Here is a 23,515-nt window from a genome sequence, read left to right as displayed (position 1 = left end):
ATTGATTGCGATAGGGGGTGGAATTGCGCTGGATATCTGTTATATTTTTGGCACTTTCATGATTCTTCACTGAGGAGCCACGTTCATGGATCTTTCCCAATACTCCCTGCCGCAACTTTACCAACTGCAAAAAGACGTCGAGAAGACGATTGCCGAACGCCAGGTCAGCGATAAGAAACGCCTGCTGGACGAATTGCAGCAGCTGGCTGCTTCCAAGGGGTTCTCGCTGAATGACGTCCTTGGCGTCAATGTGAGCAAGAAGGCGGGCAAGGCTGCCGGTACCAAGACCGGCGATGCCAAATACGCCAATCCTGCCGATCGTTCGCAGACCTGGACCGGCCGTGGCCGCAAGCCGGCCTGGGTGGTGACCCATTTGGATCAAGGCGGTTCGCTCGACGATCTCGCGCTGTAAAGCCCCTCAAAACCCGTCCGGCGGTGTCGCGCCTGTTGCCACACTGCTTCGCCGGGTTTGTGCTGGCAGCACCAGGTGCCATGCCTGCCGATGTGAAAAACAGCCCTGTGACAGGGCTGTTTTCCATTGTGCGTTATCCAGGGTAGACGGAAGTCGCTGATTCAACTCCGCCCGCCGCATCCCGATCGCTCGCCGTGCACCGGATGTGAGGCTGCGCCGCGGGCCGTCCGGTCGCATAGTTGGATGTCCACGATTTGCTGGATCGGCTGCTGCATTTGGCAGCGAAAACAGCTTGGATGGCCGCGCAGCTGAGAGGGCACCCGTATCCTGTCCGCCGATCGTTTCAGCGGGCATATCCGCAGCGCGCACGCTGGAATGGGGCAGCATGCCATTTGCGATGGGTGCCCAATGGTTCGGATGCGGCGGGTTGGTGCTGCTGCGCAATCGCTTTGGATTGGCAGCCTGTGCACCTGCATCGAGCGGGGACAGATTCTGCTCAATACATCTTGCACACCGGCAGGATTGGCCTTGGCAAGGCAATGATGTGCAATTGAAGTGGTGCGCTTATATGCACCGTTCAATTGGCATACCGCTCCTGCTGCAATCGCGGGGAAACGGCGGGGGTGCCCCGCCGAAATGGCAAACGGGGCAAATCGCCCCGTTCTTGGTACCTGGCCCTGCCGTGCATTCAGATGCCGGCGTCGTGTGCCTGCTGATCGGCATGATAGGACGAGCGCACCATGGCACCCACTGCGGCATGCTTGAATCCCAATTGGTAGGCCAGTTGCTCCCAGGCCTGGAATTGATCGGGATGGACATAACGCAGTACCGGCAGATGGCCATTGGACGGCTGCAGATACTGGCCGATCGTGATCATGTCGATATCGTGGGCCCGCATATCGTGCATCACCTGCACCACCTCGTCGTCGGTTTCGCCAAGGCCGACCATGATGCCGGACTTGGTCGCCACGTGCGGATACCTGGCCTTGAAGTCCTTGAGCAGTTTGAGCGAGTGCAGATAGTCCGAGCCTGGCCGTGCCTGTTTGTAAAGGCGTGGCGCGGTTTCCAGGTTGTGGTTCATCACGTCTGGCAGCGCTTGGCCAAACAGTTCCAGGGCCACCTCCAACCGGCCGCGGAAATCGGGCACCAGCACCTCGATCTGTGTCGCGGGTGACAATTCGCGCGTGTGGTTGATGCAGTCGACGAAGTGCTGGGCACCGCCGTCCCGCAGATCGTCGCGGTCGACCGAGGTGATCACCACGTACTTGAGGCGCAGCGCGGCGATGGTCTCGGCCAGGTGACGCGGCTCCTCCGGATCGAGCGGGTTCGGGCGGCCATGGCCCACGTCGCAGAACGGGCAGCGGCGGGTGCAGATGTCGCCCATGATCATGAAGGTGGCCGTCCCCTTGCCGAAGCACTCGCCGATATTGGGACAGGACGCTTCCTCGCACACCGTGTGCAGCTTCTGCGAGCGCAGGATGTCCTTGATCTCGTGAAAGCGACTGGTGGTGCTGGGCGCCTGTACGCGGATCCACGACGGCTTCTTCAGCTTCTCCTCAAGCGGAACGATCTTGATCGGGATGCGGGCAGTCTTCGCCTCGCCTTTGAGCTTGACGCCCTGCTGGGCCGGGGAGGGGGCGGTCTTGACGGATTCGGTCATGGGCTGGGCGCCTTCGCCGCTCGATTCAAGCGGGTAATGAGTTGATTTGCTGCAGGATTTTGGCCGCCATTTTAGCGGCTATCGATGCAGGTGTCTGCGCCACGCCGAAATCCGCGAGCTGGGTGACCCGCAGGCCCTGGTAGCCGCAGGGATTGATCGCATCGTAGGGCGACAGGTCCATGGCCACATTCAGGCACAGCCCGTGAAAGCAGCAGCCGTTGCGGATGCGCAGGCCCAGCGCGGCAATCTTGGCTTCTTCGCCGGCGGCATCGCGCACGTAGACGCCCGGCGCGTCGACCTTGCCATAGGCCGCGATGTCGTAGTCGGCCAGCAGCGCGATCACGCTGTTCTCCAGCCGACGCACCAGCTCGCGTATGCCCAGCCCCAGCCGGCGCAGATCGAGCAGCGTGTAGGCCATCAGCTGCCCCGGGCCGTGATAGGTGACCTGACCGCCGCGGTCGATCCTGACGATGGGAATCGCGCCGCGCCGCAGGATATGCTCGGGTTTGCCCCCCTGGCCCAGCGTGAACACGGGTGGGTGTTCCAGCAGCCAGATCTCGTCCTGGGTTCCGCTCCCGCGTGCATCGGTGAAGCGCTGCATTGCGTGCCAAGTCGGCTCATAGGGCTGCAGGCCCAGCTGCCGGATCGGCAGGGCGGTCGCGGGAAGCGCGAGGGTTGGGGTCAAGCCATCGGACCAAGGCTGCGGATGGAGCGCCCATTCCCCGCCTTGGTGCATATCGTCAGACTGCATTCACAATTCCGTTGTCCGCAAGTGCTGCGCCTTGCCCACCTGCACCGCAGCGCATGGATGTGCGTGGTGTGCCTGCTCGTGGCCTTCCCGGCATGTCACAGCACCAGTCGTACCATCGGATGCGCGCGCAATGCGGCGTCCAGCATGCGGAACTGGTCGGCATTGGCAAAGGTGACCGAGAGCGTGGCGGCGTAGTAGTTGCCGGCGCTCGATGCGCGGATGCTGACCAGGTCCGACTGGAAGCCCGGCACGTGCAACGCGGTCAGTTCGATCAGCGTGGCGCGGAACTGTGCCTCGTCGGCCTGCTTGTGGCTGATCGCCTTCACCGGGATCAGCGCAGGGAAGCTCATCAGTTCTTCGAGCCTGCGATTGGGTATGTCCTGGAACTGCGGGGTGCTCATGAGGCCGCCTTGCCCGGGCGCATCCGCCCGACTTTGAATTGCTGGTAATGATGATGCATCTGCCGATAGATGGGGCCGGGCACGCCGTTTCCAACCGCCGTCCCATCCAGCGTGACGATGGCGAGGATTTCCTTGGATGACGAGGTGAGCCAGATTTCATCGGCACCCCGTACCTCATCCTCGTGCACTTCCCTGATCTGCAGCGGCAGACCGTGCAGCCGGGCCAGTTCGATCACCACGTCATAGGTGATGCCGGTCAGCATCCTGGTCGACGGCGCGGGGGTGACGATCCTGCCGCCTGCGACGACGAAGATATTGCTTGCCGCACCTTCGGTCAGCAGACCGTCGCGGAACAGGATGGTCTCGGCGGCGCCGGCGTCGACCGAGGCCTGCCGCGCCAGGACATTGGCCAGCAGCGAGATCGCTTTCACATTGCAGCGGCCCCAGCGCACATCCGGCTGCGAGATGGCCGCCACGCCATGTTCGACGAGCGCTGCCGGTGGCGCAGGCAATGGGTCGGCGAAGGCGAACACAGTGGGCTGCGGCGGCTCGGGGAAGGCCTGGTTGCGCGGATACGCCGGGCCGCGTGTGACCTGCAGATAGACCGACTGGTCGTCGAACGGCTGACGTTCGATAAGACCGGCGACGAGCCCGGCCCACTGCGCCGGTGTATGCGGGTCTGCCAATCCGATCGCCGCCAGGCTCCCGGACAGCCGCTTCAGGTGTTCCTCCAGCCGGAACGGGTGGCGTGAGTAGACCGGGATCACTTCATACACCCCATCCCCAAACAGGAAGCCGCGGTCGAGCACCGAGACGCTCAGCTCCCCAAGCGGGGCGTAGCGACCGTTGAGATAGGCGGTAAGTGCGGGAACATCCATCCTCTGGTCCTCAGCGGGTCTGCCGGCAGCCGGCCGGATTGTGGACGCGCCGGGTCGAGGCCGGGTTGTCCGTGAGCTTGGCGCTGGGGCGGCGTGGCCGCGCCACGAGTTCCCCGCCGCAGTTGGGGCACCGCCCGCCCAGCATGTTGCTGGCGCAGTCGACGCAAAAGGTGCATTCGAACGAGCAGATCATCGCGCCGGCCTCATCGCCGGGCAGGTCACGGTCGCAGCATTCGCAGCCGGGGCGCAGTTCAAGCATGGCACTCTCCAGGTGGATGGCGTTGCAGTCTGATTCGCCCCCGGGCCTGCCGTGGGTCATGGCGGCATGCTCGGGGGCGGCACGCGCTCAGCCGAACAGCTTTTTCAACCAGAGCCGGATGCTGTCCCAGGCCCGGCCGAAGATCCCGGCCTGTTCCACGTTCTGCAGCGCCACCACCGGATAGTCGCCCAGCACCTTGCCCTCGACGCTGACCTTGAGTGTGCCGATCTTCTGGCCGACGCGCACCGGGGCGATCAGCGGCTGGTGGCTGGTGAAGTCCAGCTTGAGCTTCTTGGCGTCGCCGCGCGGCAGCGTGATGAAGCGATGCTCGCGGAACCCCGCCTGCACGCTGTCCAGCTCGCCCTTCCACACCGGTACGGTCGAAATCGGCTTGTTGGCCTCGTACAGACGCGGGGTCTCGAAGAACTGCACGCCCCAGTTCAGCAACTTGGCCGACTCGGTGGCGCGGACCTGCTCGCTGGCGGTGCCTACCACCACCGAGACCAGCCGCCGCTCATCGCGGTGGGTGGAGGCGACCAGATTGAAGCCGGCGGAGGCGGTGTGGCCGGTCTTGAGGCCGTCGACGAAGGGGTCGCGGTACAGCAGCAGATTGCGGTTGGGCTGCTTGATGCCGTTGTAGGTGAACTCCTTCATCGAGTAGATCGGATAGAACTCGGGGAAGTCGCGGATGATGGCGCTTGCCAGCCGTGCCAGATCGCCGGTGGTGGTGTACAGATTGGGGTCGGGCAGGCCGGTCGAGTTGGTGAAGTGGGTGCCCGACAGACCGAGCCGCTTGGCTTCGCGGTTCATCAACTGCGCAAAGACCGTCTCGTTGCCGGCGATGGCCTCGGCCAGCGTCACGCAGGCATCGTTGCCGCTCTGCACGATCATGCCCTTGATCAGATCGTCGACGCGCGCGGGCACCTTGGGATCGAGGAACATGCGCGACCCTTCGGTCTTCCAGCCCTGGGTGGAGACGGTGAGCGTCTGGTCAAGCCGCAGCTTGCCTTCCTTGACTGCCTTGAAGGTGAGATAGGCGGTCATCAGCTTGGTCAGCGACGCGGGCTCCACCCGTTCGCCCGCGCCATGGGCGGCCAGCGTGGCCCCACTGTGATAGTCGATCAGGACGAACGACCTGGCGGCGATTTCCGGGGGCTGGGGGACAAAGGCGTGGGCGACGAGCGGGGCGCTCAGCAGGACTGCTGCGAATTTCTTGAACGTCATGGCGGTTCTTGTACTGGGAAAGCGCGATTATAAAGTTGGCTAGGGACTGTGCCCAACCGGCGCCGGTTCCGCATATCGGCAGTTCAAGGTGTATCGGGCACCTGCAGTGTGCCCTGGCCCACAGCCTGGATGCGCCCGCCGACCTCGATGCCGCCTGCCTCGGTCAGCGCCAATTGCAGGTGGGCAAGCCGGCCGGTCGCGTGCCCTTGCACCATGGTCGTGGCGAATGGCAGCGCCACGTGCTGCGCCAGCAGCCAGCCGCCAAGATTGGCGCAGGCGGAACCGGTGCCGTGATCCTCGCCGATGCGACCGTGCTGCACCCAGAAGAAGCGCGCGACGATCTGCGTGCCGGCGCGGGCCCAGACCAGCGCCTGCGCAATGCCCTTGGCATTGCTGGCCACGCGGTGGAACGCGTCATATCCGGGATGGCAGGCGGCGACGGCCTGATGGTCGGTCAGCGGCACCACCAGCTGCTCGGTGCCGGTGTCGACCCACAGTGGTGGACCGGCGACTGCGTCGGGCGGCAGGCCCAGCGCCATGGCGATGTCGGCCGCCGCTGCCGCGGGTCGCGTTGCCGGGGGCTGTGCGGCCAGCGTGGCGTGATCGTCGCGCAGCCTGACCGGGATGATGCCGGCCGGCAACGCCAGCCGTACCCGCGGTCTTGCCAGCCGTTGCGCCAGCACATATGCGGTGCCGAGCGTGGGGTGGCCGGCGAAGGGCAGTTCGTAGCCGGGGGTGAAGATGCGCACCCGGGCATCGGCCAAGCCATCGTCTGCCGGGCTGACGAACGTGGTTTCCGACAGGTTGAGCTGCTGCGCGATCACCTGCATCTGGGCGTCGGTCAGGCCGGCCGCCTGTGGGAACACTGCCAGCGGATTGCCGGCGAAGGGGCGTTCCGCAAAGACGTTGAGCAGCAGGTAGTCAAGGGTCGGCATGGTCGGCGTTCCGGTGCAAAGACAGCCGAAAACGTCGGCCGGCATAACACGCTGTATAATGGCGCGTTTATTTTCGCGGTCAATGTGTCCTGGAAAAGATGATTCGCAAGCTGATCGGCAGGGTGTTGCGGCGCCCAGGCAAGCGCGTGCTGCATGCCAAGCACTACGGCATCCGCCGCGAGCAACTTCACGCCGGGGCCCTCAAGGTCTGTGATCGGCTGCAGGATGCCGGCTACGAGGCCTACGTGGTCGGCGGTGCCGTGCGTGATCTGTTGCTGGGCAGGTCGCCCAAGGATTTCGACGTGGCCACCAGCGCCACCCCCGAGCAGGTGAAGCATGTCTTCCACCGCGCGCGCATCATCGGCCGGCGTTTCCGCATCGTGCACGTGCCGTTCTGGGAGCACGGCCAGGAAGAGATCATCGAGGTCACCACCTTCCGCGGGGCCTCCGATGCGCCGACCGATGAGTCGGGTCGCATCCTGCGCGACAACGTCTACGGTTCCATCGAAGAGGATGCCGCCCGGCGTGATTTCACGGTCAACGCGCTCTACTACGACCCCAGCCGCGAGGAGATCCTGGATTTCCACCGCGGCGTCGATGATCTGCAGAACCGCAAGCTCGCCATGATCGGCGACCCGGCACTGCGCTACCGTGAAGATCCGGTGCGCATGCTGCGGGCGGTGCGGCTGTCGGCCAAGCTCGGGCTGCGCATGGCGCCCGCAACCGGCAAGCCGATCGCCGAACATGCACGCCTGCTGGAGAACATCCCGTCGGCCCGGCTGTTCGACGAGATGATGAAGCTGCTGTTCTCCGGCCGCGCCTGGGATTGCCTGATGCTGCTGCGTGAGCAGGGTTTGCACCGGCCGCTGTTCCCGCTTCTGGACAAGCTGCTGAGCGAGCCCAAGACCATGCGCTTCCTGCAACGGGCGCTGCAGGCCACCGACCAGCGCATCGCCGAGGACAAGCCGGTGTCGGCCGGCTACCTGTTCGCCGCGCTGCTGTGGCATGAGGTGGAAGTGCTGTGGCACAAGAAGCAGGAGGCGCTCGGCTATCCTGTGCCGGCACTGATCGAGGCGATGAACGAGGTCGACGAGCAGGTGTCGCGGCGCCTGGCCATTCCCAACCGCTACGGCGCGGCGATGAAGGAGATCTGGCTGCTGCAGCCGCGTTTCGAGCAGCGGGTCGGCACCCGGCCGTTCCGGCTGCTGGAGCAGGCGCGCTTCCGCGCCGCGTATGACTTCCTGCTGCTGCGCGCCGAATGCGGGCTGGTCGAGCAGGAGCTTGCCGATTGGTGGACACAGTTCCTGCATGTCGACGGCGAGACGCGCAGCGCCATGATCGCGCGCGTCGGCAACAGTGTGCGCAGCGACAAGAAGCCACGTCGCAAGCGCAGCCGCAAGCCACGCGCCGAGGCCGGCACGGCGGCTGAACCGGGCGGCGACAGCTGAGATGGCACGCGCCTTCGTCGCCCTGGGGGCCAATCTGGGCCGCCCGCAACTGCAGCTGCAACGGGCCATCGAGCTGATGTCGCTGTTGCCGCAGACCTGGCTGGTGAAGGCATCGCGCTTCTATTCGTCCACCCCGGTCGGTTTCGCCGAGCAGCCCGACTTCGTCAACGCGGTCGTCGAGCTCGATACCCAGTTGCCGCCGCAGGCGCTGATGGAGTCGTTGTTCGCCATCGAGGCGCTGCTGGGGCGCATGCGCACCTTCAAGAACGCACCGCGCACGCTGGATCTGGATCTGCTGCTCTACGACGACCTCGTCATCGACCGCCCCGAGCTGACCCTGCCGCACCCGCGCATGCACGAACGGGCCTTTGTGCTGGTGCCACTGGCCGAGCTCGATCCGGATGTGATGATCCCCGGCTATGGCCAGGCCGCGGCCCTGGTCCCCACTGTCGCCCGGCAGTCGCTGTTTCCCCTATGAACCGAGTGCCCAGGGTCGGTTACACTGCGTTCGTGCACCGCACAATCGACGTGCAGCCTGATTTGGGGATCCGGAACCGATGAAAACCACGCTCACCACCCTTGCCAAGATGAAGCAGGACGGTCAGAAGATCGCGATGCTCACCTGCTACGACGCCAGCTTTGCCAGCCTGCTTGAAGAGGCGGGCGTGGATGTGCTGCTGGTCGGCGATTCGCTCGGCAATGTGCTGCAAGGACATGCATCCACCCTGCCGGTGACCATGGCGCACATGGTCTACCACACCGAGCTGGTCGCGCGGGGCGCCAAGCAGGCGCTGGTGATCGCCGACATGCCCTTCGCCAGCTACCAGGCCTCGCCGGCGCAGGCGTTCGAGAACGCGGCGCGGCTGATGGCCGCAGGTGCGCAGATGGTCAAGCTCGAAGGCGGCATGGTGATGGCCGAGACCGTCGATTTCCTGACCCAGCGCGGCATCCCGGTCTGTCAGCACATCGGTTTCCAGCCGCAGTCGGTCAATGCCTACGGCGGTTTCAAGGTCCAAGGCAAGAGCGAGACCGAGGCCGAGGTGCTCAAGCGCGACGCGCTGGCGTTGCAGGCCGCCGGGGCGGCCATGCTGCTGATGGAGATGGTGCCGGCCACGGTGGCAAGGCTGGTGACCGAGGCGATGGCCATTCCCACCATCGGCATCGGCGCAGGCCCGGATACCGACGGTCAGGTACTGGTGCTGTACGACGCGCTCGGCGTGTTTCCTGGCAAGAAGGCGCGCTTCGTCAAGAACTTCATGCACGGCGCCAGCAGCATCCAGGGCGCAGTGGAAGCCTATGTGAAGGCGGTCAAGGGCGGCACCTTCCCGACCGAAGAACACAGTTTCTGATGCTGCGGCATCCGCCCTGCGCGGATGCCGAGGCCGGAGCAGGGCGCTGCCGCCCCGCGTTGAGCGATGCAAGGGCACGACGTGATGACACACACAGGCTTGTTCACGATCCGGCTGGCCGGGCCGGACGACTATTCCGCCGCGATCGCGCTGGTGCGCGCGGTGTTCCTGGCCACGATTGCCAAGGACCAGTCTGAGGCGGAGGTGTCCCGTTGCCTTGCCGATCTGACACCAGCTGTCCTCGCACTGCGCGCGGCGCAGGGCCAACCCACCTGGGTGGCCCTGGCGGGGAATGAGGTGATCGGCATGCTGCACCGGCGCGACGCCACCCATCTGGCACTGCTGTTCGTGGTGCCGGCCTGGCAGCGCCGGGGCGTCGGACGCGCGTTGCTGGCCGAGGCCGAACGCTGCGGACGGCTGGTCACGGTGCGCGCCAGCGTCACCGCGCTCGCGGCCTACGAGCGCTATGGCTTCGCCGCCACCGGGCCGCTGCAGACGCAATCCGGTCTTCGCTATCTGCCGATGAAGCGGGTGCAGGACATCGTGCCGGAGCAGGACCTGTCCGAGTATCTTGCCGCCAGTGCCGAGATCGATTTCCATCATCCGGCGGTGGCGGGGCTGGCGCGTACCCTGCATCGCGCCTCGGTGCCCGACACCGCACACGCGTGTTTCGACTGGGTACGCGACCGCATCGAACACTGTGGGGATTTCCAGCGCGAGGCGGTGCCATGCTCGGCCTCGGAGACGCTGGCTGCCGGTACCGGCTTCTGCTTTGCCAAGAGTCATCTGCTGGTCGCGCTGCTGCGCGCCAACGGCATCGCCGCCGGCTTCGGCTACCAGCGCCTGACCTGGGAGGGTCCGACCCCCCCGTACTGCCTGCACGGCTTTGCCGCGGTCTGGCTGCACGGACACGGCTGGTATCGCTGTGATCCACGCGGCAACACCCTGCCCGGAGTCGATTGCCATTTCACGCCCGACCGGGAGCATCTCGCCTTTCCGATCGCGCATCCGGGCGAATGCACCTACCCCGACATCCATGCGCAACCGCTGCCCGAACTGATTGCCCTGTTGCGCGAATGCGAAAGTGTCACGCAATACCGGCAACGTCCGATCGATCTGGTGCCATGCTGATCGCCGACCGGCATCGCTTTCCCTTCAACCCGAATCCGCCCAAGTCCAATCCATGCGAATCATCCATACCCTCTCCGAAATGCGTGACTGGCGCGGTCAGGCCGGCCGCGTCGCCTTTGTACCGACCATGGGTAACCTGCACGCCGGGCATATGGCGTTGATCAGCGAGGCGAGGCGGCATGCCGACCAGGTGGTGGTGAGCGTCTTCGTCAACCGGCTGCAGTTCGGCCAGGGCGAGGATTTCGACCGCTATCCGCGCACCTTGACCCAGGACTGTGCCCTGATCGAAAACGAATGCACCAGCGCGGTGGTGTTCGCCCCTGGCGAGCGCGAGCTTTACCCGCATGTGATCCAGCAATACAAGGTGGAGCCGCCGGCGCTGCAGGACGAACTGTGCGGGGCGTTCCGCCCGGGGCATTTCCGTGGCGTGGCGACGGTGGTGACCAAGCTGTTCAACATCGTGCAGCCCGATGTCGCCTGCTTTGGCAAGAAGGACTACCAACAGCTCTTCATCATCCGCAGCATGGTCGAGGACCTGAACATGCCGATCCGGATCGTGCCGGTCGACACCGGCCGTGCTCCGGATGGCCTGGCGCTCTCATCGCGCAATGGCTACCTCTCGGCTGACGAGCGCGCCGAGGCGCCGCGCCTTTACTTCCATCTGCAGCGCATGCAGAAGGCCATCCTGGGCGGTGAGCGCGACTACGCAAGGCTGGCGGTCGAAACGGTGATGGATCTGCGCGTGCGTGGCTGGAGCGAGGTGGATTATGTGGAGACGCGCAACGCCCACACCCTCAAGCCTGCCACGCATACCGATCGCGACCTGGTGATCCTGATCGCCGCACGCCTGGGTCAGACCCGGCTGATCGACAATCTGGAGATCACCCTCTAGGGCGTGTCAATCAAAGGCTTCACGGCGGCGTTTGGGATGGTTCGGGATGCTGCGCAGGGCGCCGGACGCGTTGCGCCATGAACACGCCCTGGCGCGGATTGACCTTCAAAGGCGGGGTGCGTCGACCGGCGGTGCCCGATGGCGGGCGCGCAGTGCGGCGCAGCAAGATGGGCCGCCTGTCTGCAAACCATGCGGCAGAAACCGGTCCGAGGCGCCACCCGGCAGGAACGACGAAGGCCGGACGCATTGCGGTGATGTGCCTTACCCGTGGCGCAGGCCCAGGGTCGCCCGGCGCACCTTGCCTTGCATCCCGGCCCGGGTCCTGCGCATCCATGGCTGGATGTCCATCTGCGCTGGCCGATGCCGCTGCCCGGGCCAGCGCTGTGGGTGGTGCGCGGCGCTTCAGAGGCTGGGGTCGAGGTTGAACGCCAGCATCGGTGGCGGCGCGAGCGGATTGTTGCGCCGCTGTTCCTTGTGGTGATACATGCGCCGGTCGGCCGCCTGCAGGATCTGCTGCGCGGTCACGCCATCGCGTGGGTAGTGCGCCACGCCCAGGCTCGCACCGACGGTGAAATGGTGGTCCTGCCAGGCAATCGGCTCCATCAGCGCCTGGCTGAGCCGGCGCAGCAGCTCGCGTTCGCGGGCGCTGTTCATCTCGCCCGACAGCAGCAGCGCGAATTCGTCGCCACCCCAGCGCGACAGCGTGTCGTTGGCGCGCACGCACAGTGTCAGCCGCTCGGCCACGTTCCTCAGCACGAAGTCGCCCGCTTCGTGGCCGTGTTCGTCGTTGATCGGCTTGAAGCGGTCCAGATCCAGGAAGATCAGCGAGCACGGCCGGTGTTGCGCCACGCAACGCCCCAGCGCCTCGTCCAGGCCGCGCCGGTTGGCAAGACCGGTCAATGCGTCGTGCGAGGCCATGTGCGCCATGCGCTCGGCTTCGCGCAGCCGGGCGAAGTGGCGTGCGCGCACCAGCCGGACAATGCCCAGCGCGGCGGCAAGCAGCAGGACGAGCATCCCCAGCAGCATGCCCAGCGTGGTGCGGTCCAATGCGCTCCAGCCCAGCTGCCAGCGTGTTTCCAGCAGATACGACTGCGTGGTGCTCGGGATATGGGTGATCAGGGTCAGTTCGGGGAACCAGCGGCGTTCGAGCGTGCTGATCGGCGCGGTGGTGCGTTCGAACAGCGTGGCGCCATGCGCGTCGGCATGGTGCACGCTCACCTGCATGCCGCGTGGCAATGAAACCGGTTCGGGCGCCAGCATGTCGATGCTGACCACCACGCTCACATAGACCGGCGGCGCGATATTGCGCGCCACTGCCTGGGGCAGCAGCGAAAAGCCGGCCGGCCGCACCATCCGGTAGGCCATGCGGCCGCTGGCGGTCTGGAACGGCGCGCTGGTCAAGGGTTCGCGTTCGTTCTCGGGCAGCGTGCCGATCACCGCGCCCAGATCCAATCCCTGGACGTGCTCGGCATAGGGTTCGGTGAATACGACGGGGTAGTAGTCCCGGGCCGGCGGAGCCGGCAGCATGGTGCGGCCGTCCGGCGCCAGCGTATGCAGCGAGAAGCCGGGAAAGCCCAGCTCGCGCATCGCACGGATGAAGCGGGGTGCCTCTTCGGCCGGCACCCGGCGTATCAGCTCCAGCCGGTGCAGCTGCGGATAACGTGCCAGCAGCTGGCGTGCATAGGCGTGATCGACCTGGAAGGTGCGGCTGCGCGGTACGCTCTGGAATGCGGCGAAGGTCTCCAGCGCGGTGGCGGCGCCGGCGAACTGGAACCACAGACGATCCTGCAACTGCTGGTGCAGGCGTTGATGCCGGTCGCGCGACTGGTTGAGCAGCAGGCCGGCATAGATGGCCAGTACGGCCAGCGTCAGCAAGACCCAGCCCAGCACGACCACGAAGTAGACCGATTGATGGCGTATGAAGCGCATGGACTGCAAGGATCAACCAGATAAGCAGGCAGCATACGCCGTTTGGTCTGCCGCCGGGTCTGGCGGCATCCGAACGGTTGCATTCCACCCACCCGAAGACGCAACCGCTGTGACAGGACGGCGTGCCGCCGCCGGCATCCTGTCTGACCGGCAGGGGAAGGGTGTCGGGAAATGCTGCTGGAACAAGGGGTTGAAGACGGTCTGCCGTTGTTTTGCGGCAGCGTCGCGGTGCCCGGGCAGGCTGTGCGACAGCGGTATGTCCACCGGCTCGTCACAAAGGCCGCGGGCCTGCCATCCCGTGCGTCGCCCGCCTTGCCCGGACTGTGTCGTCACCCGCGCCACGCGCTGTGTGACCAACGCGTGCCCGGCGCGGTGCAGTTGCGAAGCCATTGCGCCTGGGTCCTAGGCGAGCACCATCACACCATCGGCCTCGACCAGCGCGCCCTTGGGCAGCGCGGCGGCTTGCACGGCGGCGCGGGCCGGGAAGGGCTGGGAGAAATACTCGCCCATGATCTGGTTCAGCGTTGCGAAATGGGCCAGGTCGACGACAAATACCCCCAGCTTCACCAGATCGGACAGATCGCCACCGGCTGCCTGGCACACTGCACGCAGATTGCGGAACACCTGATGGCATTGCGCCTCGAAGCCCTCGACCAGTGTGCCGCTGGCCGGTTCCAGCCCGATCTGGCCCGACAGATAGACCGTGTTCCCCACCTTGACCGCTTGCGAATAGGTGCCGACAGCAGCGGGGGCGTGGTCGCTATGGATGATCTGCTTGCTCATGGGGTAGGGACTCCTTGGGCGGATAAGGATGGAAGAACGGCAGTGTAGAGCCCCTTGGCGCGACACGGCCAGCGTTGTTGCGGCAGGTGTGATGTAGGCGCACGCCGACGATGCCGCCCCGGTTTTTCCTATGGCAACTGCGGCGGCCGGCCGACGGGCAGCAACCCGGGTGAGGCATAGCATGACGTTCATGACGGCAGACCCCGTCCCGGGGCGCCGCATCCTTCCACAACAGATCAGGAGAAAGCCATGAACCGGGATCAAGTCCAAGGCAACTGGAAGCAGTTCAAAGGCAAGGTCCGCGAGCAGTGGGGCCGCCTCACCGATGATCATCTGGATCAGATCGAGGGACGCCGCGAGCAGCTGTCCGGCCGCATCCAGGAAGCCTACGGCATCTCGAAGGAAGAAGCCGAGCAACAGATCAACGACTTCGAGCGCAGCACCGACTACAAGTGGCAATGATGTCCTGCCGCCGCCGGATCGTGGCGGCGCAGACAGATCCACACACTACACAAGACCAACAAGCACAAAGGAGCAACGCATGAACAAACCCATCCGACTGCACCCGATCCTGTTTGCCGCCAGTCTCGTCTTTGCCGCGGCCGGCGCAGCCCACGCCGCCGCCGACGAGCATGAAGCGCAACGGCGCACCATCCAGGAACGCTACGACACCGGCAAGGCCCAGTGCAAAGGCCTGTCCGGCAACGCCAAGGATGTCTGCCAGGAACGCGTCAAGGCCGATCGTGATATCGCGCTCGCCGAGCTGGATGCACTAGGCAAGAACACGCCGGATGCGCGTGCCGAGGCCATCCGTGTCCGCGCCAAGGCCGAGTACGAAGTGCGCGAAGAGCAATGCGACGACTTCGCCGGCAACAAGAAGGACGTGTGCATGAAGGAAGCCAAGGCGGCGCGCGACAAGGCGCTGGCCGAGGCCGATGCGGGCGAGGACATCGACAAGGCCAACCTGCGTGCCGCCGATCGCGAGCAACGTGCCCAGGCCGAGGCCGAGCGCAAGCAGCGCGAGGCGGACTACAAGGTGGCCAAGGAGCGCTGTGACGATCTGGCCGGCGACGCCAAGCGGGTCTGCCTGGACGACGCCGAGCGCCGTCTGAACAACAAGTAGGTCGGTACCGGCCGGCCGAAAGCCCGGCCGGTCCGGTTCCTGCTGGATGGATAGTTCGACACCGGCCCGTGGCGCCGGTGTTTTTTATCGGGCGTAAGCGCCCTGCGTGGAGCGCCGCATGAAGCCGAACCCAACCGTCGTCATCGAACCTGAACCGCGCAGCGAGGCGCTGCCGACGGGTACTGTCCTGCGCCGGCTTTCACTGATGCTGCTTGCGAGCGGGCCGTTGTCGGGGCTGTTTGCAGCGGTGCTGGTGCTGGCGCTGATGGGGTTGGCGCGCGACATGCTGGTGCCGGTGTTCGTGGGGTTGCTGCTTGCGCTGCTGCTCGATCCGGTGGTCGTGCTGTGCATGCGGGTGGTGCCGTCGCGCGCGTTGGCGACGGTGCTGGTCGTGCTGGCGGTCAGTGGCGTGATCGGCGGCGGTGTGATGTTCTTCGGCCAGCAGGTGGCACTGGCCGCGGAACGCGTGCCGGAGCTGGCGCAGAAGCTGGCCGGCAAGATCGGACAGCTGCAGCATGATCCGGATAATCTGCTGACGCGGGTGGGTGGTTCGCTGAACCGGCTGGAACAGTCGCTGAACGCGACCGCCTCGGCGCCGATGGCCGCGCCCGTGCCCGCTGCGACGTCCACCGGTCCGGTGGCCCAGGCGTCGCTGCTCAAGGACACCGCCATCCTGGCGACGAGTTCGGTGCTGGTGATGGTCTCCAAGCTGACCGTCATTCTGTTGATGACCTTTCTCTCGCTGTTGGAGATGCCGCGGCTGACCCGGGGGCTGTTGCGGGTGCTGCGCCTGGCACAGTGCACGCGCCCGTGCGCGCGCAACCTGCTGCGCGAGCCGCTGCACCAGCTGCGGCTGTATGTCGGGGTGCTGTTGATTTCCAACGTGGTGATCGGCCTGTTCACCTGCGCCACGTTCGCGGTGTTCGGCCTGGAGAATCCGGTCGGCTGGGGTGTCACTGCCGCGCTGCTGCACTTCGTGCCCTATATCGGCATGGCCCTGTTCGGTGCGCTCGCCTTCGGCGTCAGTTACCTGCAGCTGGGCAGCCTGCTACTTGCGCTGATGCTGGCAAGCGGCCTGGTCCTCGGGGCCTCGCTGGTCGGTACCCTGTTGGTGTCGTGGATGCAAAGCCGGCTCTCGCGCGTCAACCAGACCTCGATCTTTGTCTCGATGATGCTGTGGGGCTGGCTGTGGGGCGTATGGGGGCTGATCCTGGGGCCGGCACTGGCGGTGATGATGCGCGCAGTGTTGGACCGGATGCATCGCGGCCGGGCGTTGCTGTGGCTGATGAACTGACCCCAACTCCTTGATCTGTCGTCCCATTCCTACGTCACAATCCGCAGCCATGCAATGGCCCGTGCATCGTGCTTGCCCCTAGATTTACACCCAGGCAGCGCGTTGCGTCGCTTGCCGTGCCGCCTTCGCCGAAGGCGCCATCAAACAAGGAGAAACGCTCATGAAACGCATCCTCGCATTGCTCAGCCTGGCCTGCCTGACCCTGCTGAGTGCCTGCAATACCGTCCAAGGCGCAGGCAAGGACATCGAGCGCGGCGGCGAAAAGCTGCAAGGCGCCGCGGAAGACGCCAAGAAGTAGTTGGAGGGCCCGCCCGCCTCGCCGTTGCCGGCGCTGGCGGACGGGTCCCAGGAGAAGGTCATGGGAAAGAAGATGTGGTATCGCGTAACGGTCTGCCTGGGCCATGTTGCGCTGCTGGGACTGGCGTTGCCGTCCGGTGCGACCGGGATCGATCCTGCGGGGGAAGGCGAGCGCATGTTCCGCCAGCAGGCCGTATCCTGCGTGCAGCAAGGGGGTGACGCACGGCAGCGCTGCCTGGAAGAGGCGCAGCTGGATCGCACCATCGCGCAGGAGGATGCGCGTGCCGAGCTTGAAAACACCGCCGCCGCGCGGTTGCGCGCCGCCCGCAACAAGGTCGAAGCGCTCTACACGCTGGAAAGCGCCCGCTGCGAGCGCAGCGGCACCGGCCGCGGCGCGGCCTGCCGGCAGCAGGCAAGCGAGCAGCGCAACACCGCGCTTGCGGATCTGAAGCGCAATGCCGACGCCTTCGTGTCCTATGACAGCCTTGCCGCCGGCATCGGCGAGGACAGCGATTTCCGACGGGCTGCGCTCAATTGCACCGACGACCGTTCCGATGTGCGCGACCGCTGCGTCAAACGTTTCTTACATCGGCAGGCGCTATAGCATTCGGCCCGCTGCGGGTGCTGCGGATGGTCTTGGGAATCAGCGCACAGGTAAATACACCGCGGCCCGGTTCGCTGTGGATATCGATCTTGCCGCCCACCGCGATCACCCGGTGGCGCATCCCCTGCAGCCCATGCGTGCCTTCGGGCAGGCGTTGCAGGTTCATGCCGACGCCGTTGTCTTCGATTTCCAGCTTCAGATAGTCGTCGTCGCTGATCAGGCTGATCGATACATGGTCGGCCTGTGCGTATTTGGCCGCATTGTTCAGCGTCTCCTGCAGCACCCGGTAGACGATCAGCGCGAGCACGTCGTCCACCCGTTCGGTGCCATCGGGCAGGTTGAGGGTCAGCGTCCAGTTGCTGCGCTGCGCGGCTTCTTCCGCGTGCGCCCGGATTGCCGCGGTGAGCCCGAATGTCGAGAGCAGGGTCGGATGCAGGGCCTGTACCACCTGGCGCTTGAACTGGATGCCCTGATCCAGGTTGCGCAATGTCTTGTTGAGCTTGTCCACCACCAGCGGGTAGTTGTCCTTGATCTGGCGCTGAATCCAGGACAGGTCGATCTTGGTGGCGGTGAGGATAGCTCCCAGCTCGTCGTGCAGCTCGCGGGAAAGCTTGTAGCGCTCGCGCTCCACGTCCACCTGGTATTCGATCGCCAGCTTTTCCATCTGCACGGTGCGTTCCTGGACCAGCCGGTCCAGTTCAGCCTGGTGGCGCGCCAGCTCGTCCGTTTCGCGTTGGCGCCGGGCTAATTCGCGCAGTAGTCGCTGCACGGTCAGCAGCACCAGCAGCACGGTCAACAACGCGGTGGCGGCCAGCGAGATGAACATCAGATGCATCTGCGCCTTGCGGCCACTGCGCTGCCCTTGCAGATATTGCTGTTCGAAGCCGGTCAATGCCTCGATCGCGCCGGAGATCTGTAGGCTTTTCCTGAGCCCGGCCCCGGTGGCGATGATATGGTGGGCCTGGTCCAGGCTCCCCTGGCGGACGAAGCGGATGGTCAGATCCATCTCCGCCAGCCGTTCGCCTGCCATCAGCGTCAGCCGGCGCAATGCCGCCGCCAGTCGTTGCCGGGCGGCCGGATCGCGCGACACGTCCTCCTGCAGCCGCGCCAGCGCATTGCGTGCCTCCTCGGCGCGCCGGTCGTAGGGTGCGAGATAGCTGCTGTTGCCCATGATGAGGTAGCCACGCTGCGCGCTTTCGGCGCGCACCAGCGCACTGTCGATCCGGGCAAGGAGTTCGAGCCGCGCCCGGGTGGCCACCATGGCCCGCAACTGCGCTTCGGAGTGTTCGATCCACATCACATGGATGCCGAACGACAGCAGCGCCGAGACGATACAGGCGAGCAGCGTCAGGCAGAGGCGCCAGCCGAGCTGGCGCGCCACTGCGTAAGCTTTGTCCAACAGCTGTTTCATTGTTTTTGTAGGAGTCCTTGTCAGTGGATTCTGACAAAACCTTCAGTCCGTGCCGCCTACTGCGGCGTGAGCCGGCATCGTAAATTCCGCAACAAGATACAAGAGGGGTGGCGGGGGCGCTGTATCCCTCTGCCCCGGCGGCGGGTTGGCGGTGCCTGATGAAGCACTTCGCCGCGCTGTCCGACCCTCCCGCTTATAACATACCAGCTGATTGCGGCGCAGCAGCACGTGACGGCAAGGAGGAGCGTATGGTTGCTTCCGGATTTCATGCCCGGACAGGCCAGCCGCATAGGCATGCCGGACAGGCGCAAGCCTCGGAGTGGCATACCGGCCGCGTCGCTGACATCGACCGACGTGCACTTGCCGTGCTCGATCAATTGCTGGGTGCGGAATTGGTCCGTGCCTTGCGTTATCGTGGTTACGCCGTCGTGGCACGTGGTTGGGCCTCGGTCGCGGTCGCTGCTGAGTTCAGGCGCTTGGCCGACGAGAAGACGGCCTACGCCGAACGCATCGCGGAGCGTATCGTACGGCTGGGCAGTACCCCCGATTTTTCGCCGGTGGGCCTGCTGGTCCATGGCCAGGCCGACGAGCCCGTGCCGACGACATTGGACGACATGCTGCGCGCCGGCCTTGTTGCCGAACGCGCCGCTGCCGATACCTGCCGCCGGCTGGCCCGGCTGGTCGAAGGCAGGGAGCGGGATACGTGGCGATTGTTGCAGGACATCCTTGCCGCGCAAGAAGAGCATGCCGAGGCGCTATCCGATTGGTTGGCGCAGCGCACGTGAGCGCGGCGCTACACTGTCGTGTAGCAGTGAATCTTGGAGTTGCATCGACATGATGAAAAAACGCGTACTGCTCGTGGATGACCACAAGATCGTGCGCTCGGGCCTCAGGGCGTTGATCGAACTGGAAGACGACCTCGGTGTGGCCGGCGAAGCTGCTTCCGGGCTGGAAGCGCTGCAGCTCGTGCGCAAGGAGAGCTTCGATATCGCCATCCTTGATATCTCCATGCCCGACAAGAACGGCGTGGACACCTTGCGCGATCTGCAGCGCATCTGCCCGCAGATGCCGGTGCTGATCCTGTCCGGCTTCGCCCAGGAACAGTACGCGCTCAACCTGATCCGGTCGGGCTGCCGTGGCTACCTGTCCAAGGACGCGGACCCGGACGAGATCATCCGTGCGATCCGCGTGATCTGCGCCGGACGCCGCTATCTCTCGATGGAGCTGGCTGACCTGTTGGCCACCGAGCTGACCCATCCGAGCGAAAAGCGGCTGCATGAGACGCTGTCCGAGCGGGAGTTCCAGGTGTTCTTCAAGCTGGCGAGCGGCAAGTCGCCGACCGAGATCGCCGAGGAGCTGTTCCTTAGCGTGAAGACCGTCAGCACCTACCGTACCCGGGTGCTGGAAAAGATGAATCTCAAGACCAATGCGGATCTGACCTACTACGCCATCAAGAACGAGTTGATCAGTTGATCGCCATGGCGCAGGTTGGGGTAGGCGCTTTGCCTACGGGGAGGATGCAGTGCTTGGGCTGAGAGCGGGTGCCCATTATCGAGTCGTACGCACCGCGTGCCGCATGGGTGCGGGCCCGAGACGAGAAGATGCAGTTGAATGATGTCAGAAGCCACAACCGCAATGGATGAGATCGCCACCCGGATGGTGCGCGTGATGCTGATCGAAGATTCCGATGTGATCCGCGAGGCCCTGATCGATGCGCTGTCCGCCATTGATTACATCGTATTCGCAGCGACCGCAGCCACCGCCGAGGAGGCCGTCTCCAAGCTCAAGCAGCAATCATTCGATCTGCTGGTGGTCGATCTCGAACTGCGAGTGGGCACCGGGTTCGAGGTGTTGCGCTACCTGGCCCAGAACCACGCCGGCGAGGCGCTGGCGCCGGTGCGCGTCGTGCTGACCAACCATGCGTTTCCGATCTATGAGCAGCGCGCGCGCGCATTGGGCGTCGACTATTTCTTCGACAAGTCGCTGCATTTTGACCAGGCCATCCAGACCATCGAGACCGAAGCCGAGCGCCTGCGGCACATCGCCTGAGCCCTTTCTCCCGTGCCCCACACTGCCGACCCGATGGATTACCAAGCGTTCTTCGACGCCGCGCCCGCACCCTTGCTGGTGATGGACCGTGATTTTGTGATCATCGCGGCAAACCGGGCCTATCTGGCGGTCACCGGCCGCCCGGCCTCCACCCTGATCGGCCGCTATCTGTTCGAGGCGTATCCCTGCGCCCCCGATGCGCTGGACGACGCGGCGCAACGCCAACTGCAACGCTCGCTGGAGCGGGTGCGCGACCATGGTGTCGGCGATGTCATCCCGCTGTTGCACTACAAGATCCTGCTCTACCAGGAAGACGACAGGCCGGTATTCGACGATCGCTACTGGAGCTGTGCGCACGTGCCGGTGCATGGGCCGGACGGGAGCGTGGTCCAGGTGATCCAGCTGGTCGAGGACATCACCGCGTTGCAGCGGCTCAAGCTCAACCGGACGGCGACGCGCCATAGTGCGCTGCCCGCCACCCTCAGCGGCCAGGTGCTGCGCCGCGCCGAGCAGATGCAGCAGCTCAACGACCTGCTCAACGCCGAATCGCGCCATCTGCGCCGTCTGTTTGCCCAGGCGCCCGGCTTCATGTGCGTGCTGCGCGGCCCTACGCATGTCTTCGAATTGACCAACGAAGCGTTTTCGCGCCTGGTGGGGGCCCGGCCGCTGTTGGGGCGGCCGGTGCGCGAAGCATTGGCCGAGCTGCGGCCGCGCAGCCTGCTCGATGCGCTGGATCGGGTATTCGCCACCGGCCAGCCCTTCGTGGCGCGCGGCCTGAGCGCCCGGCTGCGCCGCAATGCCAAGGACGGCGGGCCGGTGCAGGTCTTCGTCGATCTGGTCTGCCAGCCGGTGGTGGAGCAGGACGGCCATGTCTCGGGCATCTTCGTGCAAGGGCATGACATCACCGAGCAAAAGCAGATCGAGGACGAACTGGCGCGCTATCGCGAGGTGCTGGAACAGCGGGTGCAGGAGCGCACGCACAAGCTCTCCGAACTTGCAGGCTATCTGCAGCGGGTGAGCGAGGACGAACGGCACCGGCTGGCGCGCGAACTGCACGACGAGCTGGGCTCGTTGCTGACCGCGATCAAGCTTGACCTGTCGTGGATCAAGCGTCAGCTCACCGGTGCCGCTCCGGCCGTGCTGGAAAAACTGGTGCGGGCATTGTCGCTGCTGGATGACGGCATCGCGATGAAGCGCCGTCTGATCGAAGACCTGCGTCCCTCCGCGCTACGGCATCTGGGCCTGCGTGATGCGCTGGCGATGTTGCTGGACGAGCAGGGCGCGCGCAACGGCTGGCAGGTGCAGTTCGACGTGGGCAGCGGCTTGCTGCCGCCGGAGGACGACGCCGCGCTGGCGCTGTACCGCATTGCGCAGGAGGCACTGACCAATGTGGCCAAGTATGCACAGGCGACCACGCTGCAGGTGACGCTCGGCACCCAGGATGGCTGGAGTGTGCTGACGGTGCGCGACGACGGTGTGGGCTTCGATCCGGCCGATCTGCGTGCCCGGCCGATCGGCCATCACGGCTTGATCGGGATGGAGCAGCGCGTGCTTGCCTTCGGCGGCGAATTCAAGGTACGCAGCCAGCCCGGCCAGGGAACCGCCATCCTGGCGCGCATCCCGGCGACACCCTCCATGCCGCCCGCGGCCGACGCATGATCGAGCCGCCGGAACTGGTCCGGGTGTCGGCGGATGCGCCTGGCTACCGGCGGATACGCTGCGGGCGCGGCTTCCGCTACGTGGACCCGGATGGCGCCAATGTGCGCGATCCTGCGATCCTGGCACGCATCCGTGCGCTGGCGATTCCCCCGGCATGGGAGCGGGTCTGGATCTGCATGGTGCCGCATGGTCATCTGCAGGCGACCGGTTACGACAGCAAGGGGCGCAAGCAATACCGCTATCACGAGGAATGGCAGGTGCATCGCGCAGCCGACAAGTTCGCGCATCTGGCGCGGTTCGCCCGCGCCTTGCCGCGCCTGCGCCAACGGGTGGCACGCGATCTGGCGGCGCATGGCCTGCCGCGCAGCAAGGTGCTGGCGGCACTGGTGCGGCTGCTGGAAGCGACCCTGGTGCGGGTGGGCAATGAGGAATACGCGCGTGCCAACCGCAGCTTCGGGCTGACCACGCTGCGCAAGCGGCACGTGCAACTGGGCAGCAGCGTCGTGCAACTGCGGTTTCGCGGCAAGTCCGGCGTGGAGCACCGCATCCAGTTCCGCGACCGCACCCTGGCCGGCGTGCTGCGCCGCTGCATGGAGCTGCCCGGCGCCCAGGTGTTCCGCTATCGCGACGCGCAGGGGGTGGTGCGGCGGCTGACGTCGACCGATGTGAACGACTACCTGCGCGACGCGAGCGGCACGCAGGCGACCGCCAAGGATTTCCGCACCTGGGGCGCCACGCGCGAGGCCACCGCGCTGTGCCTTGCCCATCCGCCCTGTCGCAACGCCACCGAGGCCAAGCGCTGCACCAAGGCCATTGTCGATGCCGTGGCCGGCCGGCTCGGCAACACGCCGGCGGTCTGCCGCAGCGCGTACATCCATCCGGCGGTGCTGACGCACTTCGCCAACGCGTGGTGCGACGGGCGTGAGCCGCCGGGGCTGCCGCGTGTGCGCGGGCTTGACCGGACCGAGCGGGTGACGCTTGCGCTGATCGAGGCACGCGCCGACTAGCATCGCCGAGACCCGGCCT

The 23,515-nt window shown here is 65.6% G+C and carries 26 protein-coding genes; 16 read left to right on the top strand and 10 right to left on the bottom strand.

Features of this window, described 5'->3' with window-relative positions; translation table 11 throughout:
- Nucleotides 1-85: 85 nt before the first annotated feature.
- Nucleotides 86-412 (top strand): H-NS histone family protein, encoded by a 327-nt coding sequence (locus N8I74_RS19225; protein ID WP_263124823.1) that lies wholly within the window; start codon nt 86-88, stop codon nt 410-412.
- A 688-nt stretch (nt 413-1,100) separates the two neighbouring features.
- Here the strand turns inward: N8I74_RS19225 and lipA are convergent.
- From lipA to N8I74_RS19190, 7 genes are all read right to left on the bottom strand, one after another.
- The gene (gene lipA / locus N8I74_RS19220) at nt 1,101-2,072 is read right to left on the bottom strand and encodes a lipoyl synthase (protein WP_263124822.1); all 972 of its coding nucleotides are present in this window, start codon (nt 2,070-2,072) and stop codon (nt 1,101-1,103) included.
- A gap of 25 nt (nt 2,073-2,097) precedes the next feature.
- The gene (lipB, locus tag N8I74_RS19215; RefSeq protein ID WP_263126780.1) at nt 2,098-2,724 is read right to left on the bottom strand and encodes a lipoyl(octanoyl) transferase LipB; all 627 of its coding nucleotides are present in this window, start codon (nt 2,722-2,724) and stop codon (nt 2,098-2,100) included.
- Between the two features lie 194 nt (nt 2,725-2,918).
- Complete coding sequence (locus N8I74_RS19210; RefSeq protein WP_263124821.1) at nt 2,919-3,224, bottom strand: YbeD family protein; 306 nt, start codon at nt 3,222-3,224, stop codon at nt 2,919-2,921.
- Entirely contained in the window at nt 3,221-4,102 is an 882-nt protein-coding gene (locus N8I74_RS19205; RefSeq protein WP_263124820.1) for a D-amino acid aminotransferase, read from the bottom strand. The genes N8I74_RS19210 and N8I74_RS19205 overlap by 4 nt, the downstream gene beginning before the upstream one ends.
- Nucleotides 4,103-4,112: 10 nt before the next feature.
- A complete protein-coding gene (locus N8I74_RS19200) occupies nt 4,113-4,361 on the bottom strand; it encodes a DUF1272 domain-containing protein (RefSeq protein WP_263124819.1) in 249 nt (82 codons plus the stop codon).
- Between the two features lie 87 nt (nt 4,362-4,448).
- Nucleotides 4,449-5,585, bottom strand: coding sequence for a D-alanyl-D-alanine carboxypeptidase family protein (locus N8I74_RS19195; protein ID WP_263124818.1), 1,137 nt, complete (start codon nt 5,583-5,585; stop codon nt 4,449-4,451).
- A gap of 83 nt (nt 5,586-5,668) precedes the next feature.
- Nucleotides 5,669-6,520, bottom strand: coding sequence for a PhzF family phenazine biosynthesis protein (locus N8I74_RS19190; protein ID WP_263124817.1), 852 nt, complete (start codon nt 6,518-6,520; stop codon nt 5,669-5,671).
- Nucleotides 6,521-6,618: 98 nt separating this feature from the next.
- Here N8I74_RS19190 and pcnB point away from each other — a divergent pair, with 98 nt between their 5' ends.
- The 5 genes from pcnB to panC all read left to right on the top strand — a co-directional run bounded on the left by pcnB (nt 6,619) and on the right by panC (nt 11,340).
- Entirely contained in the window at nt 6,619-7,968 is a 1,350-nt protein-coding gene (pcnB, locus tag N8I74_RS19185) for a polynucleotide adenylyltransferase PcnB (RefSeq protein ID WP_263124816.1), read from the top strand.
- Nucleotide 7,969: 1 nt separating this feature from the next.
- Nucleotides 7,970-8,446, top strand: coding sequence for a 2-amino-4-hydroxy-6-hydroxymethyldihydropteridine diphosphokinase (gene folK, locus N8I74_RS19180; RefSeq protein ID WP_263124815.1), 477 nt, complete (start codon nt 7,970-7,972; stop codon nt 8,444-8,446).
- A gap of 79 nt (nt 8,447-8,525) precedes the next feature.
- Nucleotides 8,526-9,317 carry a 3-methyl-2-oxobutanoate hydroxymethyltransferase gene (gene panB / locus N8I74_RS19175; RefSeq protein ID WP_263124814.1) on the top strand — a complete coding sequence of 264 codons (792 nt, stop codon included), beginning with the start codon at nt 8,526-8,528 and terminating at the stop codon, nt 9,315-9,317.
- An 84-nt stretch (nt 9,318-9,401) separates the two neighbouring features.
- Nucleotides 9,402-10,448 (top strand): GNAT family N-acetyltransferase, encoded by a 1,047-nt coding sequence (locus N8I74_RS19170; protein WP_263124813.1) that lies wholly within the window; start codon nt 9,402-9,404, stop codon nt 10,446-10,448.
- Nucleotides 10,449-10,500: 52 nt separating this feature from the next.
- Nucleotides 10,501-11,340, top strand: a complete 840-nt coding sequence (gene panC / locus N8I74_RS19165) for a pantoate--beta-alanine ligase (RefSeq protein WP_263124812.1) — start codon at nt 10,501-10,503, stop codon at nt 11,338-11,340.
- Nucleotides 11,341-11,742: 402 nt separating this feature from the next.
- Here the strand turns inward: panC and N8I74_RS19160 are convergent, their stop codons facing one another.
- Complete coding sequence (locus N8I74_RS19160; RefSeq protein WP_263124811.1) at nt 11,743-13,269, bottom strand: sensor domain-containing diguanylate cyclase; 1,527 nt, start codon at nt 13,267-13,269, stop codon at nt 11,743-11,745.
- 402 nt (nt 13,270-13,671) lie between these two features.
- Nucleotides 13,672-14,052 (bottom strand): Rid family detoxifying hydrolase, encoded by a 381-nt coding sequence (locus N8I74_RS19155; protein ID WP_263124810.1) that lies wholly within the window; start codon nt 14,050-14,052, stop codon nt 13,672-13,674.
- 249 nt (nt 14,053-14,301) lie between these two features.
- Between N8I74_RS19155 and N8I74_RS19150 the strand changes: the two genes are divergently transcribed.
- The 5 genes from N8I74_RS19150 (at nt 14,302) to N8I74_RS19130 (ending at nt 17,370) form a co-directional block, all read left to right on the top strand.
- Nucleotides 14,302-14,514 carry a CsbD family protein gene (locus N8I74_RS19150; RefSeq protein ID WP_263124809.1) on the top strand — a complete coding sequence of 71 codons (213 nt, stop codon included), beginning with the start codon at nt 14,302-14,304 and terminating at the stop codon, nt 14,512-14,514.
- 79 nt (nt 14,515-14,593) lie between these two features.
- Entirely contained in the window at nt 14,594-15,175 is a 582-nt protein-coding gene (locus N8I74_RS19145; protein ID WP_263124807.1) for a hypothetical protein, read from the top strand.
- A gap of 118 nt (nt 15,176-15,293) precedes the next feature.
- A complete protein-coding gene (locus N8I74_RS19140; RefSeq protein WP_263124806.1) occupies nt 15,294-16,469 on the top strand; it encodes an AI-2E family transporter in 1,176 nt (391 codons plus the stop codon).
- 160 nt (nt 16,470-16,629) lie between these two features.
- A complete protein-coding gene (locus N8I74_RS19135; protein ID WP_263124805.1) occupies nt 16,630-16,767 on the top strand; it encodes an entericidin A/B family lipoprotein in 138 nt (45 codons plus the stop codon).
- Nucleotides 16,768-16,827: 60 nt separating this feature from the next.
- Nucleotides 16,828-17,370: a hypothetical protein gene (locus N8I74_RS19130; RefSeq protein WP_263124804.1), complete on the top strand. Its 543-nt coding sequence runs from the start codon at nt 16,828-16,830 to the stop codon at nt 17,368-17,370.
- Here N8I74_RS19130 and N8I74_RS19125 read toward each other — a convergent pair.
- A complete protein-coding gene (locus tag N8I74_RS19125; RefSeq protein ID WP_263124803.1) occupies nt 17,339-18,769 on the bottom strand; it encodes a CHASE3 domain-containing protein in 1,431 nt (476 codons plus the stop codon). The genes N8I74_RS19130 and N8I74_RS19125 overlap by 32 nt on opposite strands.
- A gap of 260 nt (nt 18,770-19,029) precedes the next feature.
- Here N8I74_RS19125 and N8I74_RS19120 point away from each other — a divergent pair, with 260 nt between their 5' ends.
- From N8I74_RS19120 to N8I74_RS19100, 5 genes are all read left to right on the top strand, one after another.
- On the top strand, nt 19,030-19,566 hold the full coding sequence (locus N8I74_RS19120) for a ferritin-like domain-containing protein (RefSeq protein WP_263124802.1): 537 nt from the start codon (nt 19,030-19,032) through the stop codon (nt 19,564-19,566).
- Between the two features lie 49 nt (nt 19,567-19,615).
- Nucleotides 19,616-20,254 carry a response regulator gene (locus tag N8I74_RS19115; RefSeq protein WP_263124801.1) on the top strand — a complete coding sequence of 213 codons (639 nt, stop codon included), beginning with the start codon at nt 19,616-19,618 and terminating at the stop codon, nt 20,252-20,254.
- A 141-nt stretch (nt 20,255-20,395) separates the two neighbouring features.
- Entirely contained in the window at nt 20,396-20,830 is a 435-nt protein-coding gene (locus tag N8I74_RS19110) for a response regulator (RefSeq protein ID WP_263124800.1), read from the top strand.
- A 12-nt stretch (nt 20,831-20,842) separates the two neighbouring features.
- On the top strand, nt 20,843-22,489 hold the full coding sequence (locus N8I74_RS19105) for a PAS domain-containing sensor histidine kinase (RefSeq protein WP_263124799.1): 1,647 nt from the start codon (nt 20,843-20,845) through the stop codon (nt 22,487-22,489).
- Entirely contained in the window at nt 22,486-23,496 is a 1,011-nt protein-coding gene (locus N8I74_RS19100; RefSeq protein WP_263124798.1) for a DNA topoisomerase IB, read from the top strand. The genes N8I74_RS19105 and N8I74_RS19100 overlap by 4 nt, the downstream gene beginning before the upstream one ends.
- The last annotated feature ends 19 nt before the right edge of the window (nt 23,497-23,515 follow it).

Source organism: Chitiniphilus purpureus, from assembly GCF_025642115.1.
GTDB classification, from domain to species: domain Bacteria; phylum Pseudomonadota; class Gammaproteobacteria; order Burkholderiales; family Chitinibacteraceae; genus Chitiniphilus; species Chitiniphilus purpureus.
Note: the sequence above shows the minus strand (reverse complement) of the source record. Positions and strands in the feature narration are given on the sequence as shown.